A 20,154-nucleotide genomic window follows, 5' to 3' on the forward strand; every position below is an offset into this window, starting at 1 on the left:
CTACGCATCGGCCAGGTCGGACTCCCGGCTGCCGGTGGCCGGCGAACCGGTGGCGGACGTGCCGGAGCCCGTGGATCCGCCGCGGGCGGTGTCGTCGCCGGAGCCATCGAGCCCCAGGAATCCCGCCAGTTCGTTGGCGACCTTGTCGGGGTCGGAGAACACGTCGATGGTCCACAGCGGCACATAGCGCCAGCCCAGGGCCTCGAAGAGCTGCGGACGCAGGCGGCTGCGCTCGCGCACCGAGAGTTCCCGATAGCCCTGCGTGCCGTCGTACACCACGGCCAGCGGCACCGCGGTGCCGTTGCCGGTGACATCCACCGCGTGGGCGGCGATGTCCAGCACCCCGCGGTAGTGCTGGGTGACAATGGCACCGCGCTCGGCCAGGCGTGCCATCAGGTCGGTGACCAGCGGGTCCTGCAGCGGCGTGGTGGTCGCGGACATGCCCGAGTCCCCGCCGAGCACCCGGCCGAAGAGCTCCAGGAAGCGGTAGGCGCCGAAGCGCATGCGCGCCAGGTCCATGTCCTGCGGGCGCAGCGCCGAGACCAGCACCATGGACTCCCGGGCACGGGTCACCGCGTTGACGAACAGCTCGTCGCCGCCGGGCTGCGACAGGGCGCCGAAGTCGTGCACGGTCTTGCCGTGGGTGGTGCGGCCGTAGCCCAGCGACAGGATGATGGCATCGCGCTGCAGCCCGGCCAAGCGGTCGACGCTGGTGACCAGGAAGCGTTCGGAGGCGGCACGGAAGTACTTCGTCGCCCACGGGTGGTTGGGCAGCTGGACGCGGATGCCCTCGGCGATCGCGGCGGCGTGCCGGCGGCTGCCGGCGATGACGGCCAGGGTCTTGTCCCCCCGGCGCGAAAGGTGCGTGAAGACCAGGTCGACGACGCGTTGGACCTCGGCCACGGTGGTCTCGACGGATTCGCCGTCGGCCCCCAGGGACCCGGTGCCGTCCATCACGTACTCGGCCTTCAGCGCCGGGGTTCCGGCGCCCAGCGAGCGGGCGGCCGGCAGCCGGGAGAGCGAATCGGCGTAGAAGTCGTGCGAGAGGGACTCGGTGAGCCCCTCGTCGATGCCCCGGTAGGCGGTGGAGAGCCGGATGAGCGGCAGCACCTCCTGGAGCGTCTCCATCGCGGAGATCGGCGCGGACTCGATCCGCGTGTGCGCCGTGGGGTCCACGGAGACCTCGAACGGGTTCGGGGCACCCATCATGGTGTCGCCGAACGCAATGACCTGCTTCGAACGGGAGATCGAGCCCAGGACCGAGCGCAGCGAGAGCGAGTCGGAATCCAGCAGGATGACGGCGTCGAACTCCATTCCGTCGGGCACCGTGGCGGGGATCAGCAGCGGGGAGCCGACCCATACCGGGCACAGCGAGTTCAGCAGCGAATCGCCCAGGGTGGCGAGATCGGCGACCGTCGGTTCCCCGTCCTTGAGCATGGCCCGCAGTTCGCGCGATGCCGCCCGGTGGTCGGCCAGCGCGGCCTTCCACGCCTTGGCCAGGGCCCAGCGCAGGCGCGAGGCCCCGGAGGAGACGTGCGCGGAGTCGGCCAGCCGGTAGTCGGCCTCCAGGCGGCGCAGCTTCTCCCCGTCGTTCATCGCCAGGAAGTCGTCGCCGGAGATCATGGCCTCCAGCGCGGACTGCCACCAGGCGAGGTCCAGTTCCGCGGCGACGGCCTCGGGTGCGACGTTGCGGGCCCGGAAGTCGTCCATGAGCTCGCCCAGGCCGTGCTCGGTGAGCTGCTCGGTGAGCAGCGTGCGTTCGGGCAGCTTCTCCAGTTCGCCCTGGTGCTTCAGCAGCTCGTCCATGCGGCCCTGGAGCGTATTGATGGGTTCGTCGCGCAGCGAGCGGCCGGCGGATTCGGGCAGCAGTGTGGCCAGCTTGTCGATGCGCGATCCGGCGTCCTGGTAGCCGGCGTTGACGTCCAGCAGCCCGGCCGGGACCATCGGGTGGCGCTGGGAGGTGGCGTGGTGGTGCCAGGCCAGGTGCTGTTCCTGCACGGCCTCGAGCGCGGACTGCAGGTCCGAGACGTGCACCCCGGGGCGCACGTAGTCCTTGGCGACCTTGCGCAGCCGCGAGCGGGTCATCGAGCTCATCTCGATGCCCCGTTCCCGGCGCCAGGAGGAGGAAGCGGTGGCGGAGATCAGGTCCTCGACGGACTTGTCGAAGATGTCCGACTCGAACTTGTCCAGCGAGCCGCGCACGGCCACCAGCAGGTCCAGCTGCTCGCCCCACTTGTTGTAGGAATCCGCCAGGCGGATCTCCGAGTGCGCGGCGACCTTGAGCATGTGCTCGCGCAGGATCGGCAGGTCGCGTTGCAGGCCGGTGACCAGGTCCAATGCGGTGTCGGTGTCGCGCTTGTTGCGCAGCCGTGCGCCGTACCAGGGGCTGGATTCCGACGCCTTGATGAACGCGCCGAGCTCGGCGGCGCGCTTGAGCTGCTCGGCGGTGGAGGTGCGGCTGGTGATCGAGTCGAGCACCGAGCGCTTCAGGCGCACCGTGGTGGCCGGGGCAGGGCTCAGCGCGGTGAGCCGGGCCAGTTCCTGCATGGCCCGGTACGGCGAGCAGCCCCAGCGTGCGCGGGTCGAATGCAGCGAGCGGACGTGGTCCAGCAGCGCGTGGCGGTGTTCGCGCAGGGACGCGTGCAGCTTGCCCAGCTGCGGCTCGGTGGCGCGCTCGTTGCGCAGGATCGCCCGGGTCAGCAGCTCGCGCAGGGCGTCGGGATCATCCTCCGGGGACAGCAGCAGCGCGGTCCCGGCCAGGTCCAGCCCGGCGAAGCGGGCCACGAATTCCTCGGCGCTGGAGCGCCGCTCGGCCACCACCAGCACGCGCTTGCCCGCGGAGGCGAGCACGCCGGCGGCGTTCAGTGCCGTCTGGGTCTGTCCGCTGCCGGCCGGGGCGCTGACGGCCACCGACTCCCCCGCCTCGACGAGGTCGAGGACCGCCTGCTGGGACTCGTCGGCATCCAGCAACAGCAGCTCGTCGGCGGGGTTGCGTTCGTCGCTGCTGCGCGTCGGGCGCGATTGACCGGCCCGGGCGGTGCCGCCGGTGCCCGTGGCGCGATCTCCGCGGTTGAGTTCGGCCTCGAAAAGCTTTTCCAGCACCGGGTGCTTCATGTCCATGCTGCCGGGGTCGGCGGGGTCGGCCAGGTCCGCGAAGGTGGAGATCAGCAGGCGGTGGGCGATGACCATGCCCGAGACGTCCGCGACCTGGGTGCGCAGCGCGTCCATCGCGCGGGTCGGGTCGAAGCGGGCGATGGAGTAGGCGGCGGCGTTGATGGCCGCGACGTCGATGTTCTGGTGGTGCTGGCGCTTGAGGTAGCGCAGCAGGGCGGGCGAGAACTCGGCCCGGCCCATGAGCTGGATCTCGAAGTCGTCCTGGTCCTCGCGCACCGAGAGCACGATGCGACCGAGCATGATCGGCGCGTTGAACTGCTCGCTGCGGCCCTCGTGGACGGCGCGCCAGTTGGCCTGGCCCGCGGAGAGGTAGCCGACGTCGATGCCGCGCTCGTCCCAGAGCTCGCGGATCTTGGAGCGCAGGGCGTCGGCGGTGCGGCGGGCCGAGTCGTATTGGTCCGAGTCGCGCAGCAGCGTGGAGAGCCGGGTGCGTCGTCCGGCCAGGAACTGGGCCAGCCCGGAGGGGTGGGCATGGGTGATGTCGATGCTGTTGGACACCGAGGGGGCGAACCGCAGCAACGTGTCGGTCCCCACCCCTGGGCCCAGGGAGTCAACCCATGTGGAGACCAATTCATCGCCGTGCTGCTGGTGCTCTGTCACCATACCGTCCCTTCACCTCTTGCCTGAATGCTGCCGCACCCGCGTGACGCGTTGCCGCGCGGATACATTCAGCCCTTACCAACCTAGTCCAAAACGGGCGTGCGATGCCGAACCAAAACACGTTGGGCACGGGCCTCTTGCGCTGCGGAGCGCCTGCCGCCGCCTCGCGGGGCGATGTTGCGCGCGCCCGGGCCTCCGCGGGGCCACGTTCAGGTGAACGATGTGGGCCCGGCGGGTGAACGGCGGGCGCTCGATCGATCGCATCGGCGCCGCCGCGACCCGGGGCGCTCCTGCCCCGCGGGGCACGCACCTTTCCGAAAACAGTTCAGGGGGAAGCCCGCATAGGCCTCCCCCTGAACTTTGCCGCCGGCGCGTCTACGCCGTCGGGCTTACTCCCATTCGATGGTTCCCGGTGGCTTGGACGTCACGTCCAGCACCACGCGGTTGACCCCGTCGACCTCGTTGGTGATCCGGTTGGAGATCCGGGCCAGCAGGTCGTAGGGCAGGCGCGACCAGTCTGCGGTCATGGCGTCCTCGGAGGACACCGGGCGCAGCACGATCGGGTGGCCGTAGGTGCGGTGGTCACCCTGCACACCCACGGAGCGCACGTCGGCCAGCAGGACGACCGGCATCTGCCAGACTTCCTCGTCCAGGCCGGCCGCGGTCAGCTCGGCGCGCGCGATGGCGTCGGCCTTGCGCAGCAGTTCCAGGCGTTCCTCGTTGACCGCACCGATGATGCGGATGCCCAGGCCCGGGCCCGGGAACGGCTGGCGCATGACGATCTCGGCCGGGAGGCCAAGCTGCTTGCCCACGGCGCGGACCTCGTCCTTGAAGAGCGCGCGCAGCGGCTCGACAAGCTCGAAGTCCAGGTCCTCGGGCAGGCCACCCACGTTGTGGTGGCTCTTGATGTTGCTGGCGCCTTCGCCTCCGCCGGATTCGACGACGTCCGGGTACAGGGTGCCCTGGACCAGGAACTTCACCGGCTGGCCGGAGTCGGCAGCCTCGGCGAGGATCGCGGTCTCGGCGGCCTCGAAGGCGCGGATGAATTCGCGGCCGATGATCTTGCGCTTGGTTTCCGGATCCGTCACGCCGTCAAGGGCGGTCAGGAAGCGCTCGCGCTCGTCGGCGATGTAGAGCTTCGCGCCGGTGGCGGCGACGAAGTCCATCTCCACCTGTTCCGCTTCGCCTTCGCGCAGCAGTCCGTGGTTCACGAACACGCAGGTGAGCTGGTCGCCGATGGCGCGCTGCACCAGGGCGGCTGCAACGGCGGAATCAACGCCGCCGGAGAGCCCGCAGATGGCCCGGCCGTCGCCGACCTGGTTGCGGATCTTTTCGACCTGCTCGTCCAGGATGTTGGCAGCGGTCCACGACGGGGTCAGGCCCGCGCCGTTGTAGAGGAAGTTCTCCAGCACGGCCTGGCCGTGGGCCGAGTGCTTGACCTCCGGGTGCCACTGCACGCCGTAGAGGCGCTTGGCCTCGTTGGCGAAGGCGGCAACGGGTGCGCCGGCGGTGGTGGCCAGGACCTCGAAGCCCTCGGGGGCCTTCGAGACGGAGTCCCCGTGGCTCATCCAGACGTTCTGTGCCTCGGGGATGCCGGCCAGGATGGAGCGTGCCGCTCCGCTGGCGGTGGCATCGGTTGCACCGTATTCGCGCAATCCGGTTTCGGCGACGACGCCGCCGAGGGCGTTGGCCATGGCCTGGAAGCCATAGCAGATGCCCAGGACCGGCACACCTGCCTCAAAAAGGTCGGCACCGACGCTCGGGGCACCGTCGGCGTAAACGCTCGAGGGGCCTCCGGAGAGGATGATTGCCGCCGGGTTCTTGGCGAGAATCTGTTCGGTGGTGAAGGTATGCGGGACGATCTCCGAATACACGTTGGCTTCGCGTACACGCCGAGCAATCAGCTGTGCGTACTGGGCCCCGTAATCGACGACCAGAACCGGCTGTTGCTCTGGGGTGCTGGGAGTGTTGGTCACGCGCCTAAGCTTAGCCGCCCGGAGAGCCCGCTTGCATCTTCAACCGGCCGAGCGTGACGCAAACTACTTTGACGGTGCCGTCGACCGCGTCACGTGGGCCCGCGAAGCGGCGTGCCGCGCACCTTCCTCCGGTTGGCCGCGGGCGATGCGGCGGGTGGGCAGGCGTGCGGCTTCCGTCCGCGGGCGAAGCCCGGCAGCTTAGTCGGTGAACATCGGCGGGGTGTATCCGGCGGTGCGCAGCTCGGGGTGCCAGTGGAGGTTCCGTTCCGGGTCCCCGCGGGGCTGGCCTGCCCGTGCAATGACGTAGGGTATCCCGTTGACCATCCGCAGGGTGATCAGCCCGGCATGGACCATGAGGTGGTGATGTTGGCACAGGCATGCGCCGTTATCGACACTGGTCAGCCCTCCTTCGGTCCAGGGCTTCACGTGGTGGGCCTCGGACGTGGAGGCCGGGCGGTGGCAGCCGGGGATCACGCAGCCGCGGTCGCGGAGGGCGATGGCCTTGCGTTGGGCGGGGGTGAAGCTGCGGACCTCGCGGCCCAGGTCCAGGATCTCCCCGTCGGAGCCGAGCACGGCCGGCAGGATGTCGCCGTTGCAGGCGAGGCGGCGGATGTTGGCGGCGGAGATCGGGCGGCCGTGGGCGGTGATCCCGGCGTCCTCGCACTGGCCCAGCAAGGCGCGGTAGCCGATCAGCACCCCGACCTTCACTGGCATCCCGCCGCTTTGCAGGGGCGCGGAGCCTGAGAGGGCCCCGGAGACCGCGGCGAGGACGGCGTCGAGCAGAAGCTGCGGGGACGTGCGGGAAGCCGCGTCCGAAGACGAGGCCCCGGGGACGACGGAAGCAGGCGCGCCGCAGTCCAGTTCGCTCAGGGGCGCCAGGGCCGGGTCGATGCCCGGGGCCAGGGCCCATTCCGGGGCCGGAAGGCCCGCGGTTCCGGGGGCCGGTGAGCCCTGTGCGTTTTCCGCGGCCGGACCGGGGACTGCAGGGACCGCGGACGCCGTGCCCGGGCCCGAAGGCGGTCCGGCGGTGGAAGCGGAGGCGGGCGGGACCCTGTCGGAGCGTGGGTTGGTCCAGGCCTCGGCGAAGGCGAGGAGCGTTTCGGAGTCGATGGGGTCGCAGCGCAACAGGTACTCGTCGCAGCCCTCGCGGTAACCGCGGTAGACCATGCCGCGCTTGGCGCGGATCTCCTCGTCGGTGATCGGTGCGCCGTTCTCCTGGAGGTAGGCCGTCCAGTCCGACAGCGCCTTGTGGCAGCTGCGCGGCGGCGCCGTGCGCGCCTCATGGGCCAGGGATTCCTCGATGGCGGTGTTCAGGTTCGCCGCGTCGGGCCGTTCGGCGATGCGCGGCTGCAGGGACTCGAGGCGGCCGGCCAGCTGGGCCACGGTCCCCACGTCCGCGCTGCCGTCAGCCGCGGTGCCGGCCAGCACCGGGAAACTCGGCGCCGCACCCGGGGTGCCGGTGCCGGACTGTCCGGGTTGCGCGGCCTCGTCCCCGTCGGCGGGAATCGGCGATGCCGGGGCAGGGGCGGGGGCGATGAGCAGCCGGGCACCGGTCAGCCGGCTGCGGGCCTCGGTCGCGGAGATGTGCAGGTGCGCTTGCAGGTACTCGGCGGTGTTGCGGTGCACGGCCATGCCGGGGACGAAGCGCTCGGGCGGGGCCGCTGCGCTGCCGTCGGCCAGGGTCCGGGGATCGGCGGCCAGGTCGTCGATGGCGGTGGCGGTTTCCGGGTCCAGCCGGTGGATGCCGGTCGCGTCGGCCTGGAACGTCGCCTGCAGCTGGGCGTAGCCGATGGTGCGCCGGCCGTGCTCGAGCAGGCCCAGCACCATGGCACTGGAGGCCGCGTCGAGCCCCATCCCGCCAGCCCTTTGCGCGGCGGCGCGAAGCGCCAGCACCGCGGTGGCCAGGTCACTGACCGCGGTGTCGGTGCGTGCGTGCCCCCTCGGGGCGATCGCTGCGGCGGAAGTCCTCATGCTCCGAGCATGCGCCGCCCACCACCCGGGCCGCTGCCGAAACGGGGAAATGTGGGGGAAAGTGGGCGCGGGCAAGTGGGCGCGGGCACCTGAAGCGGAAACGGCGGAGGCTTGCGGGTCCCCCGCAGGCGAAAGGGGCGGCCTTCGGATGCGCCGGTGCGCATGCGAAGACCGCCCCCGTGGGGATCGCCGGATCAGTACCGCTTGGCGGCCTGCGGGTGGGAGGCCAGCTCGGCATCGACCTCGCCGTGGACCTTCTTCTCCATGAAGAAGGAGAGCAACGGCACGACGCCGCCCAGGGCGATGGTGATGAAGCGGCTGAAGGGCCAGCGCATCAGGGACCACAGGCGGAAGTCGGCCAGCAGGTAGACGACGTACATCCAGCCGTGGATGATCAGGATGGCTAGGGAGACGTTCACGCCGCCGGCGATGTCCGCGCGGTTGACCAGGCCCACGGCGTTGGAGCCGCCGTCGAGCAGGGTGCCGCCGATGAAGAGCTCCAGGCCGGCGAAGTACTTGACGATCATTTCGGCGCAGAGCAGCAGCAGCATCACGCCGGTGGCGTAGGCCAGCACCTTGTAGAAGGTGGCGGCGGAACGGATCTGGGAAGGCGTTCCGGCAAAGCGGCGCACCTTGGGGGCGGGGTTTTCTTCGGTCACGACTGGTCCTTGTGTTGGGATTCGCGGGGCTGGGTCTCGCGGGTCTGGGTTTCGAGCTGGGAGTCGGTGGTCGGGTTCTCGTGGTTCAGCTGGCGCTGGTACACCGTCGCCGGGTCAAGGCCGGCGGCCAGGGCTGCGGCGTCGGCGATGTCTTCCTGCTGGCGGCGGAAGTCGTCGGCCACCAGGCGGTACCAGAGGAAGACCGCGAAGCCGGCGAAGACGACCCACTCGATGCCGTAGAAGATGTTCAGCCAGTTGATCTGGCGTTCCTGGGGCTGCGGGCCCACGGTGACCGGGACCAGCCCGGTGGCGGCGGCCGAACGGTCCGCCCCGTCGGCTCCGGCCACGGTCGAGGCGACCACGAAGCCGCTGTAGGAGGGCACGTCCCACACGTTGATCAGTTCGGCCACCGACAGCGAGGCGTAGGCGCCCTGGCCTGCGTCCTGGGAAATGGGCGCCTCGGTGGGCAGCAGGCGGCCGGTTATTTCCAGCGTGCCGGTCGGTGCCGGGGCCGGGGCCGCGTCGTCGGGCTGCCAGCCGCGCACCACCGGGATGGTGTTCCCGGCCGGGGCGCCGTCGACCTTGAAGGCTGCGACGACCCAGTAGCCGGTCCGCGAATCCTGGAGGCGGTTCTTCACCAGGACCTGCTTGCCGGGCAGGAAGCTGCCGGCGGCGGAGACCATCTGGTCGGCGTCGCGGGCCATCAGGTCGGTGGCGGGCTGGTGGTGGTCGGTGAGCGGGACGACGCGTTCGGTGGTGGTCACCGGGGGCGGCGCCTCGGTCTGGGAGCGGTTGAACTGCCACTGGCTCAGCAGGACGAAGCCGGTGGCAACAACGAGGGCGCCGACCAAGGCCAGGATCCAACGGGGTTTGAGGGCAGTTTTCAGCACAGTACAACCGTACTTCGATTGGGTGTAGAAGAGCCAATGGAACCAATTGTGGCAAGCGGTCGTTCGCGCCGGTGCCCGCCGCCGCGAGTGCCCGATCCGGGTGCGCGTTTCCGGCACCGGCCTGGGGCGCGGGCGCGGCCTTCCAGTGGTCCGCCAGCGGCGCCGACGTGGCGGGGATTACATCCGCGGACGGCGGTGCGCGAGGTGCGCGGCGCGGGGGCGTGGGGGCGGCAGCATTGCCGCACCCTGCCTCAGACCGTGGAAAAGTCGACGGTGGAGTTGATCAGCTCGGCGATGACGCCGGCGTCGTTGGCGCGGCGCAGGGATTCGCGGAAGGACTCCTTGGCCAGCGAGCGGGCCAACGCGGCGAGCATCATCAGGTGCCCCGAATAGCTCGAGGCAGGGGTGGCGAGCAGCAGCACCACGTGCGCGGCGCCGTCCTTGGCGCCGAAGTCCAGGCCCTGGCCGTAGGCCATCACCCCGACGGCGATGCTGGGCGCCTGGACGAAGGAGCTGCGCGCGTGGGCCAGGCCGATGCCGCCGGGAAGCCCGGTGGCCAGCTGGTGTTCGTGGCGGTGGACATCGGAGAGGAAGCCGGGCAAATCGGCGATCCGGCCGTCGGCCAGGAGCCTTTCGGCCAGGACGGCAACGGCCTCCTCGCGGGTGGGTGCGGCGAGCTCAAGGACCACCATGGCCGCGGTGGTCAGCTCTGGTGTGTCCTGGCCTGCAGGCGTCGGCTGGGTGGGAGTCATGGCATCGATTCGAAAGGTGGCGAACTGTAGAAAAGGGCGTCGCGCGCAGGGTGCGCCCCCAGGTTTTCAGCGTACACGGGCCCGCACCCGGCACGCAGCCGCACCCAACGGGGCATCGAAGGGGTGTCGGCGCCGGCGCCGTGCGGCGGCCGGGATGCGCACAGACGCACAACGACCGGGCCCGTTCCGCCGCTTGCCTTGGGCAAGCGCGGATCGTACCCGGTCGTCGTCGGCGTTGGGTGCTAGTCGGCCTCGTAGGGGGAAACCACGACGTCGACGCGCTGGAATTCCTTCAGGTCCGAGTAGCCGGTGGTGGCCATCGAGCGGCGCAGCGCGCCCACCAGGTTGGAGGTTCCGTTGGTGTGGTGCGAGGGGCCGAAGAGCAGCTGCTCCAGGGGTGCCACGGTGCCGACCTTGACCCGGTCCCCGCGCGGGTTGTTCTCGTGGGTGGCCTCCATGCCCCAGTGCCAGCCGGCTCCCGGTGCTTCCTCGGCGCGGGCCAGGGCGGTGCCGAGCATCACGGCGTCGGCGCCCATGGCGATGGCCTTGACGATGTCGCCGCTGGTGCCCAGGCCGCCGTCGGCGATCACGTGCACGTAGCGTCCGCCGGACTCGTCCAGGTAGTCACGGCGTGCCGCGGCCACGTTGGAGATGGCGGTGGCCATCGGCGCGTGGATGCCCAGCGCGCGGCGGGTGGTGCCCGAGGCCCCGCCGCCGAAGCCGACCAGCACGCCGGCCGCGCCGGTGCGCATCAGGTGCAGCGCCGGGGTGTAGCCGGCCGCGCCGCCGACGATGACCGGGACGTCGAGCTCGTAGATGAACTGCTTGAGGTTCAGCGGCTCGTGGTTCTTCGACACGTGCTCGGCCGAGACCGTGGTGCCGCGGATGACGAACACGTCGACGCCGGCGGCCAGCACGGTCTTGTAGTGCTCCTGGGTGCGCTGCGGGGTCAGCGAGCCGGCCACAGTCACCCCGGATTCGCGGATCTCGGCCAGCCGCGCGGCGATCAGCTCGGGCTGGATGGGTGCGGAGTACAGCTCCTGCAGCCGTGCGGTGATGGCCGGGTCGAAGTGCCCGCCGTTGGCGGACTTCAGCACGGCGATCTCCTCGAGCACCTTGGCCGGGTCCTCGTAGCGGGTCCAGAGGCCCTCGAGGTTCAGCACGCCCAGGCCGCCGAGCTTGCCCAGCGCGATGGCCGTCGCCGGGCTCATCACCGAGTCCATGGGCGCGCCCAGGATCGGGGTCTCGAATTTGTACGCGTCGATCTGCCAGGCAACCGAGACGTCCTGCGGGTCGCGGGTGCGGCGGTTGGGGACAATCGCCACGTCGTCAAGGGAGTACGCCTGGGCTGCGCGCTTGGAGCGCCCGATTTCAATCTCGTAAGTCACCGCACCACCCTATCAGCCCGGTGGCGGGGGCCGGTTCCCGCCGAACCGCCTCCGGTCCCGTGTGACGTGCCCCGCCGGCGCGCGCAGCCCCCGCGGCGGGGTGCTCAGTCGCCCAGCGTGCCCAGCGTGTTGGCCAGCACCGTCGCCGCGCGTTCCTCGGCCGCGGCGATGACCTCGAGCTGGTCGGCCAGCGTCGCGAAGTGCGCCGAGCGGGCCTCCGGGTCGATGGCGGGGTCGATCAGGTCGGTCAGGACAATCCAGTCCTGGGCCAGGTGCGCGTAGTCGGCCGCGTGGGCGGCCAGCGGCGCGAGCCCGGGCAGCGTGGCGGCCTCGGTGAGGAAGTCGGCGTATTGGCCGCGCAGCGCGCCGAGCCCGCCGAAGCGGGTGTCGGTGAGGAAGCCGAGGACCTGGCCGAGGCCCGATTCCAGGCGCGCGGGCTCGGCGAAGATCCGCGTCCAGCCCTTGGCGGTGGTGGTGTCGCGCAGCTTCTCGGCCCAGTTCTCCATGCCCGCCACGCCGAAGTTCTTGGCGAAGTGCGCGGGGATGCCCTGAAGCTCGAGGGTGCCCAGCAGCCGCCCGGTGGTCTGCGCGACGGCGGCGCGGACGTTGGCCGCGAGCTGCTGCGCGTCGGGGCCGGTGCGCGCCGGGACCCAGGCCTGCCAGTGCTTGTCCTTCTTGCGCCGGGCGCGGGCGAAGGCCAGGTCTTCCGGGCAGATCGGGGTCAGCGAGCCGGAGCCGTCGTCGATGAGCAGGTCGTCCCCGTGCTCCCCGACGACGACCAGGTCGATGGAGTCCGATTCCTCCACGGCGTCCCCGTCGACCCAGGGCAGGGCGGCGACGGAGGCGCGGACCACCACGGCGCGGCCGGCATCGAGCCCGGCGTCCAGGTACTCGGCGGCCAGGCGCGCGCTGCCGGTGGTGCGCTCGGACACGGTGGCCCCGCAGCGGGCCAAAAGGTTGGCGGTGTACGGCTCCGGGTGCGCCCGGGTGACCACGGTGGCGGTGGTCATTTCCTCGTAGACGAAGGTGAAGGCCATGAAGCCGATGCCGCCTGCCAGCCCCGCCAGCAGCGTCTCGGACAGCGGCTCGCCGGTCAACGGGTGCACCACCCCGGCCTGGGTGAGCACGCGGTGCCAGAGCCCGGCGTCGTACTGGACGACGTTGCCGGGGGCCGGGTACTCGGGCAGCTCCGCCTCTTCGGCCGCCATGGCCGCGGCGACGGCGTCCTCCGCGCTGGCCGGGCGGTTGGGCTTCGCGGAGAGGATCGCCTTGCGGGCGGTGGTGTAGCTTTCCCCGGTGCGTTCCATGCGGGTGCGGACAAGCTTCTTCAGGTTCTTCGGTTGGGCCACGGTGTGCTCCTAAATGTGTTGCGTGTGCGCGCAGGCGCGGGTTTCTCCCGCACGCCGGGGAGGGCAGCGCCAGTGACACATTCTACGTGGGGTCACCGGGCCAGGCGCGCGCCGGGCCAGGCGGCGCGCGCGTCCCGGACGAAGCCCTTCTCAGGCCGGGCGGAGGGCCACCAGCAGCCGTGGCGCCAGCGCACCGGATTTCACCGCCGCCGCCACGTGGCCCATCCTCTCCTCGAGGTCCGTGCCCAACAGGACCTGCGCCGCCAGCAGCGCCGGGGATTCGCGCCGGGCGGCGGCCTCGCCCATGTACTTCAGCACCGCGGTGGTGCGGTCGATGTTCCCGGTGAGGTTGAATCCCGCGGCGCGCAGGTGGTTGGCGTAGGCCTCGGCGGATTCCACGTAGGAGGAGGACGCCGCATCGGCCCACGGCACCGGGTAGTCCAGCTCGTTGGTGCCCATCAGGTCATAGACCCCGAACACTCCCCCCGGGCGCAGCAGCCGGTAGACCTCGCGGAACACCGCCGGCTTGTCGGCGAGGTTCATGCCCACGTGGAGCATGGTGGCCGCGTCGAAGGAGGCCGGCGGCAGCGAGGTGTCCTGCCCCGGGGCCAGCACCATGGTGATGGACCCGGCCATGAGGCAGGCCAGGTTGAGTTCGCGGGCCAGATCCACGAACTCCTGGGTCACGTCGACGCCGGTGACCACCGCGCCGAGCCCGGCAAAGTGGCGGGCGGGGCCGCCGATGCCGCTGCCCACGTCCAGCACGCGGGTGCCCAACCCGATGCCCACGGCACGGGCCACCTCCACGGTGGCCTCCCGGCCGCCGGTGTGGAACTGGTCGGCCTCGCCCAGATCCGCCGGCCGCAGGACCTCGGGATCCAGGCCGGCGGCCCGCAAGGCCGCATGCAGCCGCTCGCGCAGGTTCCCGGTGGTGTACCGGCTGATGGATTGGTCGATGTCGCTCATCACGGGCTCCTTGCGACGGCTGGGCGTCTCCCGCGTCCCGCGGCGCGGTGCACCCATGGTGTGTCCCCATGATAGGCCCGGGGCAACGCGGAGTCACCGGTGGCCGCCCACCTCATTCCGGACGGTTTCGGCGGGCGGGGGCTCCGGGCGGCCGGTCGCCACGGCCTGGCCCGCGGCCGGGGCCCAGCACCAGGCGCGACAGGGCCCGGCGGTCAACGACGTGCGGTTCTCCGGCGGCCAGCCAGTCGCCCACCTCGCGCAGGGCCATGTCCGCCGTGACCAGCCGCGGGAGCTCCGGCGGGGCCTGGTTGTTGGTCAGCATTTCGTTTCCGTCGCTGGAGTGGAACACCGTCCAGCCGCGCACCTGGAGCTCGGGAAACATCCGGCGATACCCCTGGAGGGCCTGCGGGAAATTGTTTTCGAGTTCCGCCGGCGCGCGGCCCGGCAGCCTTCCCACCACCCGGCCGTGCCACCAAAGGTACTGGCCGCCCGGGCAATTCACGGAGTCGAGAAGGGCCAGGCGGTTGCCGCACAGCACGCCGTGGCCCACCCGCGGCAGGCCGTCGCCGGACCATGCCAGCGGGTGGATCGTTCGGCTGCCGGGCAGGCGGTCGAGTCTAGCCAGCAACTGCCCGGTGAGCACTTCCTCGATGCGCGGGCCGTCGGTCCCGTCGCCGTCGCCGCACTCCCAGAGCGTGCGTTCGCGGATCTCCGCCTCATCCAGCAGCGCCCCGCCCCGCGGGTGGCCCCGCCCCGCCGTCGCCCGGACGGTCTCGATGCCCAGCAGGTAGGCGGCCAGCCAGGCAATCGGAACGGGGTTTGCCCCGGGCCCGCCGGCGAGCGCCGGGAGAAGGATTCCGCCGGCATAGGCGAGGAACAGGATGTAGGGAACCGCAGGCCAGGGTCCCGGGGCGCCGCGTGCCCGCGCCCACCCGCCGAGGAGCGCGGGCACGGGAACCAGGAGCAGCAACAGCAGCGCGGTTGCCGCCGGTGCCCGGCTGCCTGCCGTGGCGTGTGCGGCGGGCACGCACGCCAGCACGGTGACGATGCCCAGCAACAGCCGGGCCAGCATCCGGGGCGCGGCGGATCGGCCGCGCGGGGCCTGGCGGAGGTGCAGGGGCGGATAGTCGCGGTTGTGCCAACCCATGGAGGCCAGCCGGATGTCGCTGCGCGCAAAGACGTCGTGCCCGGCCAGGCGGGTGGGATCCTGCCGGGCAAACCACCGTGCGTTGGCCCGGGCGGCGGCTTCCCGGCGCGCCCTGGACTCGTCGCGTTCGCGTTCCCGGGCGATGGCGTCGGCCGCCGCGGCGCGCGCCCGGGCCTGCACCCGGGCGGACTGCACCCGGCGTTCGGCTTCCGCCGCCCCCGCGCCCCGCGCAAGGCGAGTGTCTTCGGCGGCGCCCGCGAAGGCCGCGTCGCCGCGCGTCCCGGAACCCGCGGCGATGCCCAGGCCGAGGGTTGCATCGTAGGCGGCACGCAGCTTCGCATCCTGCAGGACCCGCAGGGCCTCGTTCAGCGCCTTGGCCTTCGCCTCGCTGCCGGTCGCCGCGTCGGGATGGTGTTCGCGCATTTGCGCGCGGTGCGCCGCCCGGATCACCGCCAGCGGCGCCGAGACCGCGACCCCAAGCACCGCGTAGTGGCTGGCCCCGTTCACGTTCCAGCACCCCGTCGGCCAACGATTCCCCCCTGGACCATGACGCCCCCCATCCCCCGTCGGCGGTCCCCAAGACCGGCACGTTGCATCCGTGATGTTCACCCGAACATACCAATATGCGGTCGGTTTTGGCAGGGGTCGGGCCGTTCCTTGCCCCGCCCTGGCCTTCCCGGCGTCCGCCTACGGTGCCGGGGCCGCTGCAGGGGTCCCGGCACAGGGGCGTGCGCGGCGTTGACCCCGGGGCGGGCGGGGCGCATACTGGCGCCGTGGCCACCCGAATTTCGCAGCTGTTGAACCAGTCGTTGCCCACCCTGAGGTACGAACCCACCGCCAAGCGGGTCCGGGCGAACCTGGGCGGGCAGCCGGTCCTGGACACCACGCGCGCGCTGCTTCTCTGGGAACCGCGGCGCATCGTTCCGATCTACGCCGTGCCGGAAGCAGATGTGCTGGCCGAGCTCGCCGAGTCCCGGGCGGAGGTGGCCGGCGCCCCCGAGGAGGCCCAGGTCCTGACCCCCGACGACGCCTTTGCGCTGCACACCGCCGCCGGCACCGCCATGGACGTCCGGGTCCCCGGGCACACGCTTGAGGCGGCAGCCTTCCGGCTGGCGGATCCCGACCTGCCGGGCATCGTGCTCCTTGATTTCCGGGCGTTCGACTGGTTGGAGGAGGACCAGCCGATCCTCGCCCACCCGCGCGACCCGTTCCACCGGATCGACATAGTCCCCAGCAGCAGGCATGTCCGGGTGGAGTTCGAGGGCATGCACCTGGCCGACTCGGCGCACCCGGTGGTGCTCTTCGAGACGCACCTGCCGCCGCGCTACTACCTGCCGCGCGCGGACGTGGCGTGGGATGCGCTGCTGGCCACCGCGCGCACCAGCCAGTGCCCCTACAAGGGAACCGCCAACTACTGGGCGCTGGCCAGCGGTGGCAGGGAGGTGGCCTGGAGCTACCCCGACTCGCTGCCGGAGTCCGCCGCCATCGCCGGGCTGGTCGCCTTCTACAACGAGCGGACCGACGTCATTGTCGACGGGCACCGCCTGGCTCGTCCGGATTCACCCTTCCGGTGATTGCGGCGCGGCCCGGCCGGACAGTTACCCCGGACCCTCGAGCCCGATGCGGAACCGGCGCTCGAGCAGCGGCGGGGTGAAGCGCAGGTCCTGCTTGCTCGCCCCCGTGTCCTGCCATCCATGGCGCACGTACAGGTCGGTGGCCCGCCGGTTCCCGTCGGCCACCCAAAGGTAGGCCTCGGAGTATCCCCGCGCACGCAACCGCCCGGCCGCCTCGCGTAGCAGCAGGGTTCCCAGCCCGCGGCCCCAGCAGGCCGGCAGCAGGTTCAGCGCATAGAGCTCGCCGGTGCCCCGGGCCGCCTCGTCGCGCGGCGCACCGAATTGGCAGAATCCCACCACGTCCCCGTCCACCACCGCGACGATGGGGCGGGAAGCGGATTCCCCGGCCAGGGTCCGGGCCCAGCGCCCGGTGATGTCCTGCGCGTCCATCGCGTCCAGGAACCCGGCGTCGATGATGCCCGCATAGGCGGCGCGCCATGCCTGGACCAGTGCCTCGGCGATGGCCGAAGAGTCGGCTTCGAGGGCATCGCGCACCTCGACGGCGGGTGGATTCGGGTTCGCGGCGGGCTCCATGGACGCAATCCTAGCGCCGGGCAGAAAGGGAAACGGCAGGGCCCCGCCGACGTGTCGGCGGAGCCCTGCCCGGAGCGCGCGCAGCTTGGGGTCTGCGGCATATCTCCCGTGGAAGAAACTGGTACTTGGGGGTGGCCAGTTTCCTCCGAGCTTGGTCCCGCGCTGGGGGGTGGCAGAACCAAGGAAATAATTCTAACCTACCGAGCGTCAACCTCTGCAAATTCCCGGGTCACACATGACATCCACGGCGGAGAACGTGATGCGGGCCCGCATGGCAAAGGCCCCCGCGGTTTCCACCTCGTGGGGGCGGGAACCGCGGGGGCCTTCACACAGCCGGTGCCTTAGCGCGAACGGTAGTTCGGCGCCTCGACGGTCATCATGATGTCGTGCGGGTGCGATTCCTTCAGGCCCGCGGCGGTGATGCGCACGAACTTGCCGCGGTTCTTCAGCTCGGGGATGGTGCGTCCGCCGACGTAGAACATGGTCTGGCGCAGGCCGCCGACCAGCTGGTGTGCCACCGCGGAGAGCGGACCGCGGTACGGGACCTGGCCCTCGATGCCCTCGGGGATGAGCTTCTCGTTGGAGGGCACGTCCGACTGGAAGTAGCGGTCCTTGGAGTAGGAGGTGTTCTTGCCGCGGGTCTCCATGGCGCCGATCGAGCCCATGCCGCGGTAGGCCTTGAACTGCTTGCCGTTCATGAAGACCAGGTCGCCCGGGGACTCGGCGGTGCCGGCCAGCAGGGAACCGAGCATGACCGAGTCGGCGCCGGCAACCAGTGCCTTGCCGATGTCGCCGGAGTGCTGCAGGCCGCCGTCGGCGATGACCGGCACGCCGGCCGGGATCGCGGCCTTGGCTGCCTCGTAGATCGCGGTGACCTGCGGGACGCCGACACCGGCGACGATGCGGGTGGTGCAGATGGAGCCCGGGCCCACGCCGACCTTGATGGCGTCGGCGCCGGCGTCGATCAGTGCCTGGGCGCCCTCGCGGGTCGCGGCCTGGCCGCCGATGACGTCCACGTGTGCGGCCGCCGGGTCCTTCTTCAGGCGGGCGATCATGTCCAGCACACCCTGGGAGTGGCCGTTGGCGGTGTCGACGACCAGCACGTCCACGCCTGCCTCGATGAGCTTCATGGCGCGGTCGTAGCCCTCGCCGAAGAAGCCGACCGCGGCGCCGACGCGCAGGCGGCCCTCGTCGTCCTTGGTGGCCAGCGGGTACTGCTCGGCCTTGTCGAAGTCCTTGACGGTGATCAAGCCCTGCAGCACGCCGGCGTCGTCGACCAGCGGAAGCTTCTCGATGCGGTGCTTGCCCAGCAGCGCGATGACCTCTTCGCGGGACACCCCGACCTTGGCGGTGATCAGCGGCATGGCCGTCATGGCCTCGTAGACCTTGGTGGTCATGTAGTTTTCGCGCGGCACGAAGCGGGTGTCGCGGTTGGTGATGATGCCCAGCAGCTTGCGGTTCTCATCGACCACCGGCAGGCCCGAGACGCGGTAGTGCGCGCACAGGTCGTCCCATTCGGCCAGCGTGGCCCCCGGGTTGACGGTCACCGGGTTGGTGATCATGCCCGATTCGCTCCGCTTGACCTGGTCCACCTGGTTGGCCTGGTCCTCGATGGACAGGTTGCGGTGGATGATGCCGATGCCGCCCTGACGGGCCAGGGCGATGGCCATCGGGGCCTCGGTCACGGTGTCCATCGCGGCGGAAAGCAGCGGGATGTTGATGTTGATCCGCTTGGTCAGGCGCGTGGTCGTGTCCGCCTCGGAAGGGATCACATCCGTCGGGCCGGGGAGCAGCAAGACGTCGTCGTAGGTGAGGCCTTCAAAGGCAAATGGGTTGAACTCAGTCACGGGGGACCTTTCACGCGCGTGCGGGGATTGGTTACATCCTAGAACGCTTCACCCCCAAGCGACATTCCCGCGTGCTTGGTGTGGTGAACGCAACTCCCCTGCGGCGTTGCGCCTACCCTGCGAGCGCCCGCCGTTCGGGCCGGAATCCCCACGACGCCCGGCGCCCGCGCAGGGCGTCGTGGGCGAACAATACGTATCCGGCGAGCATGATCAGCGCGAACGCGACCAGCGGCCACGCGGTGTTGAGCATCAGCACGATGCCCAGGTGCAGCCCCGCCCCGACCAGGAACGCGACCGGCCGCAGCACGGGGATCCACAGGGCCACGCAGAGGAACAGCTCCGCCGCCACGCTGCCGAGCGCCAGGAGGGGAAGCAGCTGCGCCGACACCGGGACCCAGTCGCGCAGGTGGTGGCCGATGACCTCCCCCGAGAGGTACTGCTCGTTGACCTTCGAGATGGCCGTCCACGCATAGACGGTGGTGATCTGCGCCTTCACCAGGAATGCCGGCCAGTACGGCACCTGCACGGCCCGGTTCCACGCCCCCGGCTTCAGGGTCAGGCCTGCCCCGCTGAAGCAGAGGTAGAGCGCGACCAAGGCCAGCAGCACCAGGTGGTTGCTGAACGCCTGCTCGTCCGCCGCAAGGGCCGCCACGGAGGTGGCAAAGATGAGGATCAGCGGCAGGCGCCCGGCAATGCCCAGGACCGCGCCGAGGCCCGCCACCATGGCAACGGCGAACATTCCCAGCACGGCCGATTGCCCGATGGGCGGCAGCGCCTCGAAGTAGGGCAGTTGCAGCCGCGTGCCGGTGGAGACCCGGCCGAGCGTCTCGAACCACTCGGTGGCCACGATCAGGGAGGCGAGCCCCACGAGGATCCTGCCCATGGCCAGGGGCCGGGCGTCGATGGTGCGACTCAGGATCGGAAGCATTCGAATACCTCCTCGCGTGCCGGGGTTTCGTTCCACAGGCGCACGCTCACGGCATCAGTCCGGGTGTTGCAGAGGAATTCGGCCGCGGGGGCGAAGTAGTCGATCTCGATCCGCAGGCCGGAGACGACATCCCGCAGGGAAACCTGCTCCGTCGTCCCGTCGGCGGTTCTCACCTCGGCCTCGGGCAGCGACACGTAGCGGGTGTACATGTGCCAGCCGAAGCGCTGCGGTCCCTCGCCGCCGGCGGCCAGCATTGGCCCGAGCATCATCATTCCCGCGGCGACGGACACGACGATCCCGCGCAGCAGAAGCCTCGCTCGCGTGGGCGGCGACGCGCCCGTGCCTACCCTGTCCGTGCCG

The 20,154-nt window shown here is 71.0% G+C and carries 15 protein-coding genes; 1 reads left to right on the top strand and 14 read right to left on the bottom strand.

The window, feature by feature from the left end:
* The 10 genes from ACIPVK_RS07570 to ACIPVK_RS07615 all read right to left on the bottom strand — a co-directional run bounded on the left by ACIPVK_RS07570 (position 1) and on the right by ACIPVK_RS07615 (position 15,379).
* Positions 1–3,777, bottom strand: a complete 3,777-nt coding sequence (locus tag ACIPVK_RS07570) for a DNA helicase (RefSeq protein ID WP_407611353.1) — start codon at positions 3,775–3,777, stop codon at positions 1–3.
* A gap of 386 nt (positions 3,778–4,163) precedes the next feature.
* A complete protein-coding gene (gene guaA, locus ACIPVK_RS07575) occupies positions 4,164–5,750 on the bottom strand; it encodes a glutamine-hydrolyzing GMP synthase (protein WP_407611354.1) in 1,587 nt (528 codons plus the stop codon).
* 198 nt (positions 5,751–5,948) lie between these two features.
* Positions 5,949–7,721: a DUF222 domain-containing protein gene (locus ACIPVK_RS07580; RefSeq protein WP_407611355.1), complete on the bottom strand. Its 1,773-nt coding sequence runs from the start codon at positions 7,719–7,721 to the stop codon at positions 5,949–5,951.
* Positions 7,722–7,915: 194 nt separating this feature from the next.
* Positions 7,916–8,380, bottom strand: coding sequence for a DUF3817 domain-containing protein (locus ACIPVK_RS07585; protein ID WP_407611356.1), 465 nt, complete (start codon positions 8,378–8,380; stop codon positions 7,916–7,918).
* A complete protein-coding gene (locus ACIPVK_RS07590; RefSeq protein ID WP_407611357.1) occupies positions 8,377–9,270 on the bottom strand; it encodes an SURF1 family protein in 894 nt (297 codons plus the stop codon). Before ACIPVK_RS07590 ends, ACIPVK_RS07585 begins: the two co-directional genes overlap by 4 nt.
* Before the next feature lie 251 nt (positions 9,271–9,521).
* A complete protein-coding gene (locus tag ACIPVK_RS07595) occupies positions 9,522–10,022 on the bottom strand; it encodes a PTS sugar transporter subunit IIA (protein ID WP_407611358.1) in 501 nt (166 codons plus the stop codon).
* A gap of 242 nt (positions 10,023–10,264) precedes the next feature.
* Positions 10,265–11,410, bottom strand: coding sequence for a GuaB3 family IMP dehydrogenase-related protein (locus tag ACIPVK_RS07600; RefSeq protein WP_407611359.1), 1,146 nt, complete (start codon positions 11,408–11,410; stop codon positions 10,265–10,267).
* Between the two features lie 104 nt (positions 11,411–11,514).
* Positions 11,515–12,759, bottom strand: coding sequence for a DUF4872 domain-containing protein (locus ACIPVK_RS07605; RefSeq protein WP_407611360.1), 1,245 nt, complete (start codon positions 12,757–12,759; stop codon positions 11,515–11,517).
* A gap of 150 nt (positions 12,760–12,909) precedes the next feature.
* Positions 12,910–13,725, bottom strand: a complete 816-nt coding sequence (locus tag ACIPVK_RS07610) for a class I SAM-dependent methyltransferase (RefSeq protein ID WP_407611361.1) — start codon at positions 13,723–13,725, stop codon at positions 12,910–12,912.
* 112 nt (positions 13,726–13,837) lie between these two features.
* The gene (locus tag ACIPVK_RS07615) at positions 13,838–15,379 is read right to left on the bottom strand and encodes a J domain-containing protein (protein ID WP_407611362.1); all 1,542 of its coding nucleotides are present in this window, start codon (positions 15,377–15,379) and stop codon (positions 13,838–13,840) included.
* A 266-nt stretch (positions 15,380–15,645) separates the two neighbouring features.
* Between ACIPVK_RS07615 and ACIPVK_RS07620 the strand changes: the two genes are divergently transcribed.
* Entirely contained in the window at positions 15,646–16,446 is an 801-nt protein-coding gene (locus ACIPVK_RS07620; RefSeq protein ID WP_407611363.1) for a DUF427 domain-containing protein, read from the top strand.
* 24 nt (positions 16,447–16,470) lie between these two features.
* Here the strand turns inward: ACIPVK_RS07620 and ACIPVK_RS07625 are convergent, their stop codons facing one another.
* The 4 genes from ACIPVK_RS07625 to ACIPVK_RS07640 form a co-directional block, all read right to left on the bottom strand.
* A complete protein-coding gene (locus tag ACIPVK_RS07625) occupies positions 16,471–17,019 on the bottom strand; it encodes a GNAT family N-acetyltransferase (protein ID WP_407611364.1) in 549 nt (182 codons plus the stop codon).
* 341 nt (positions 17,020–17,360) lie between these two features.
* The gene (guaB, locus tag ACIPVK_RS07630) at positions 17,361–18,866 is read right to left on the bottom strand and encodes an IMP dehydrogenase (protein ID WP_407611365.1); all 1,506 of its coding nucleotides are present in this window, start codon (positions 18,864–18,866) and stop codon (positions 17,361–17,363) included.
* 112 nt (positions 18,867–18,978) lie between these two features.
* Positions 18,979–19,794, bottom strand: coding sequence for an HTTM domain-containing protein (locus ACIPVK_RS07635; protein ID WP_407611366.1), 816 nt, complete (start codon positions 19,792–19,794; stop codon positions 18,979–18,981).
* Positions 19,779–20,084: a hypothetical protein gene (locus ACIPVK_RS07640; RefSeq protein ID WP_407611367.1), complete on the bottom strand. Its 306-nt coding sequence runs from the start codon at positions 20,082–20,084 to the stop codon at positions 19,779–19,781. The genes ACIPVK_RS07635 and ACIPVK_RS07640 overlap by 16 nt, the downstream gene beginning before the upstream one ends.
* Positions 20,085–20,154 lie beyond the last annotated feature (70 nt).

The sequence above is a fragment of the Paeniglutamicibacter sp. MACA_103 genome (assembly GCF_045798555.1).
Classification (GTDB): domain Bacteria; phylum Actinomycetota; class Actinomycetes; order Actinomycetales; family Micrococcaceae; genus Paeniglutamicibacter.

Coding starts and splice junctions, on each gene's coding strand:
- ACIPVK_RS07580 (WP_407611355.1), bottom strand. CDS start 7,721: ATGAGGACTTCCGCCGCAGCGATCGCCCCGAGGGGGCACGCACGCACC.
- ACIPVK_RS07570 (WP_407611353.1), bottom strand. CDS start 3,777: ATGGTGACAGAGCACCAGCAGCACGGCGATGAATTGGTCTCCACATGG.
- ACIPVK_RS07610 (WP_407611361.1), bottom strand. CDS start 13,725: ATGAGCGACATCGACCAATCCATCAGCCGGTACACCACCGGGAACCTG.
- ACIPVK_RS07595 (WP_407611358.1), bottom strand. CDS start 10,022: ATGACTCCCACCCAGCCGACGCCTGCAGGCCAGGACACACCAGAGCTG.
- ACIPVK_RS07635 (WP_407611366.1), bottom strand. CDS start 19,794: ATGCTTCCGATCCTGAGTCGCACCATCGACGCCCGGCCCCTGGCCATG.
- ACIPVK_RS07625 (WP_407611364.1), bottom strand. CDS start 17,019: ATGGAGCCCGCCGCGAACCCGAATCCACCCGCCGTCGAGGTGCGCGAT.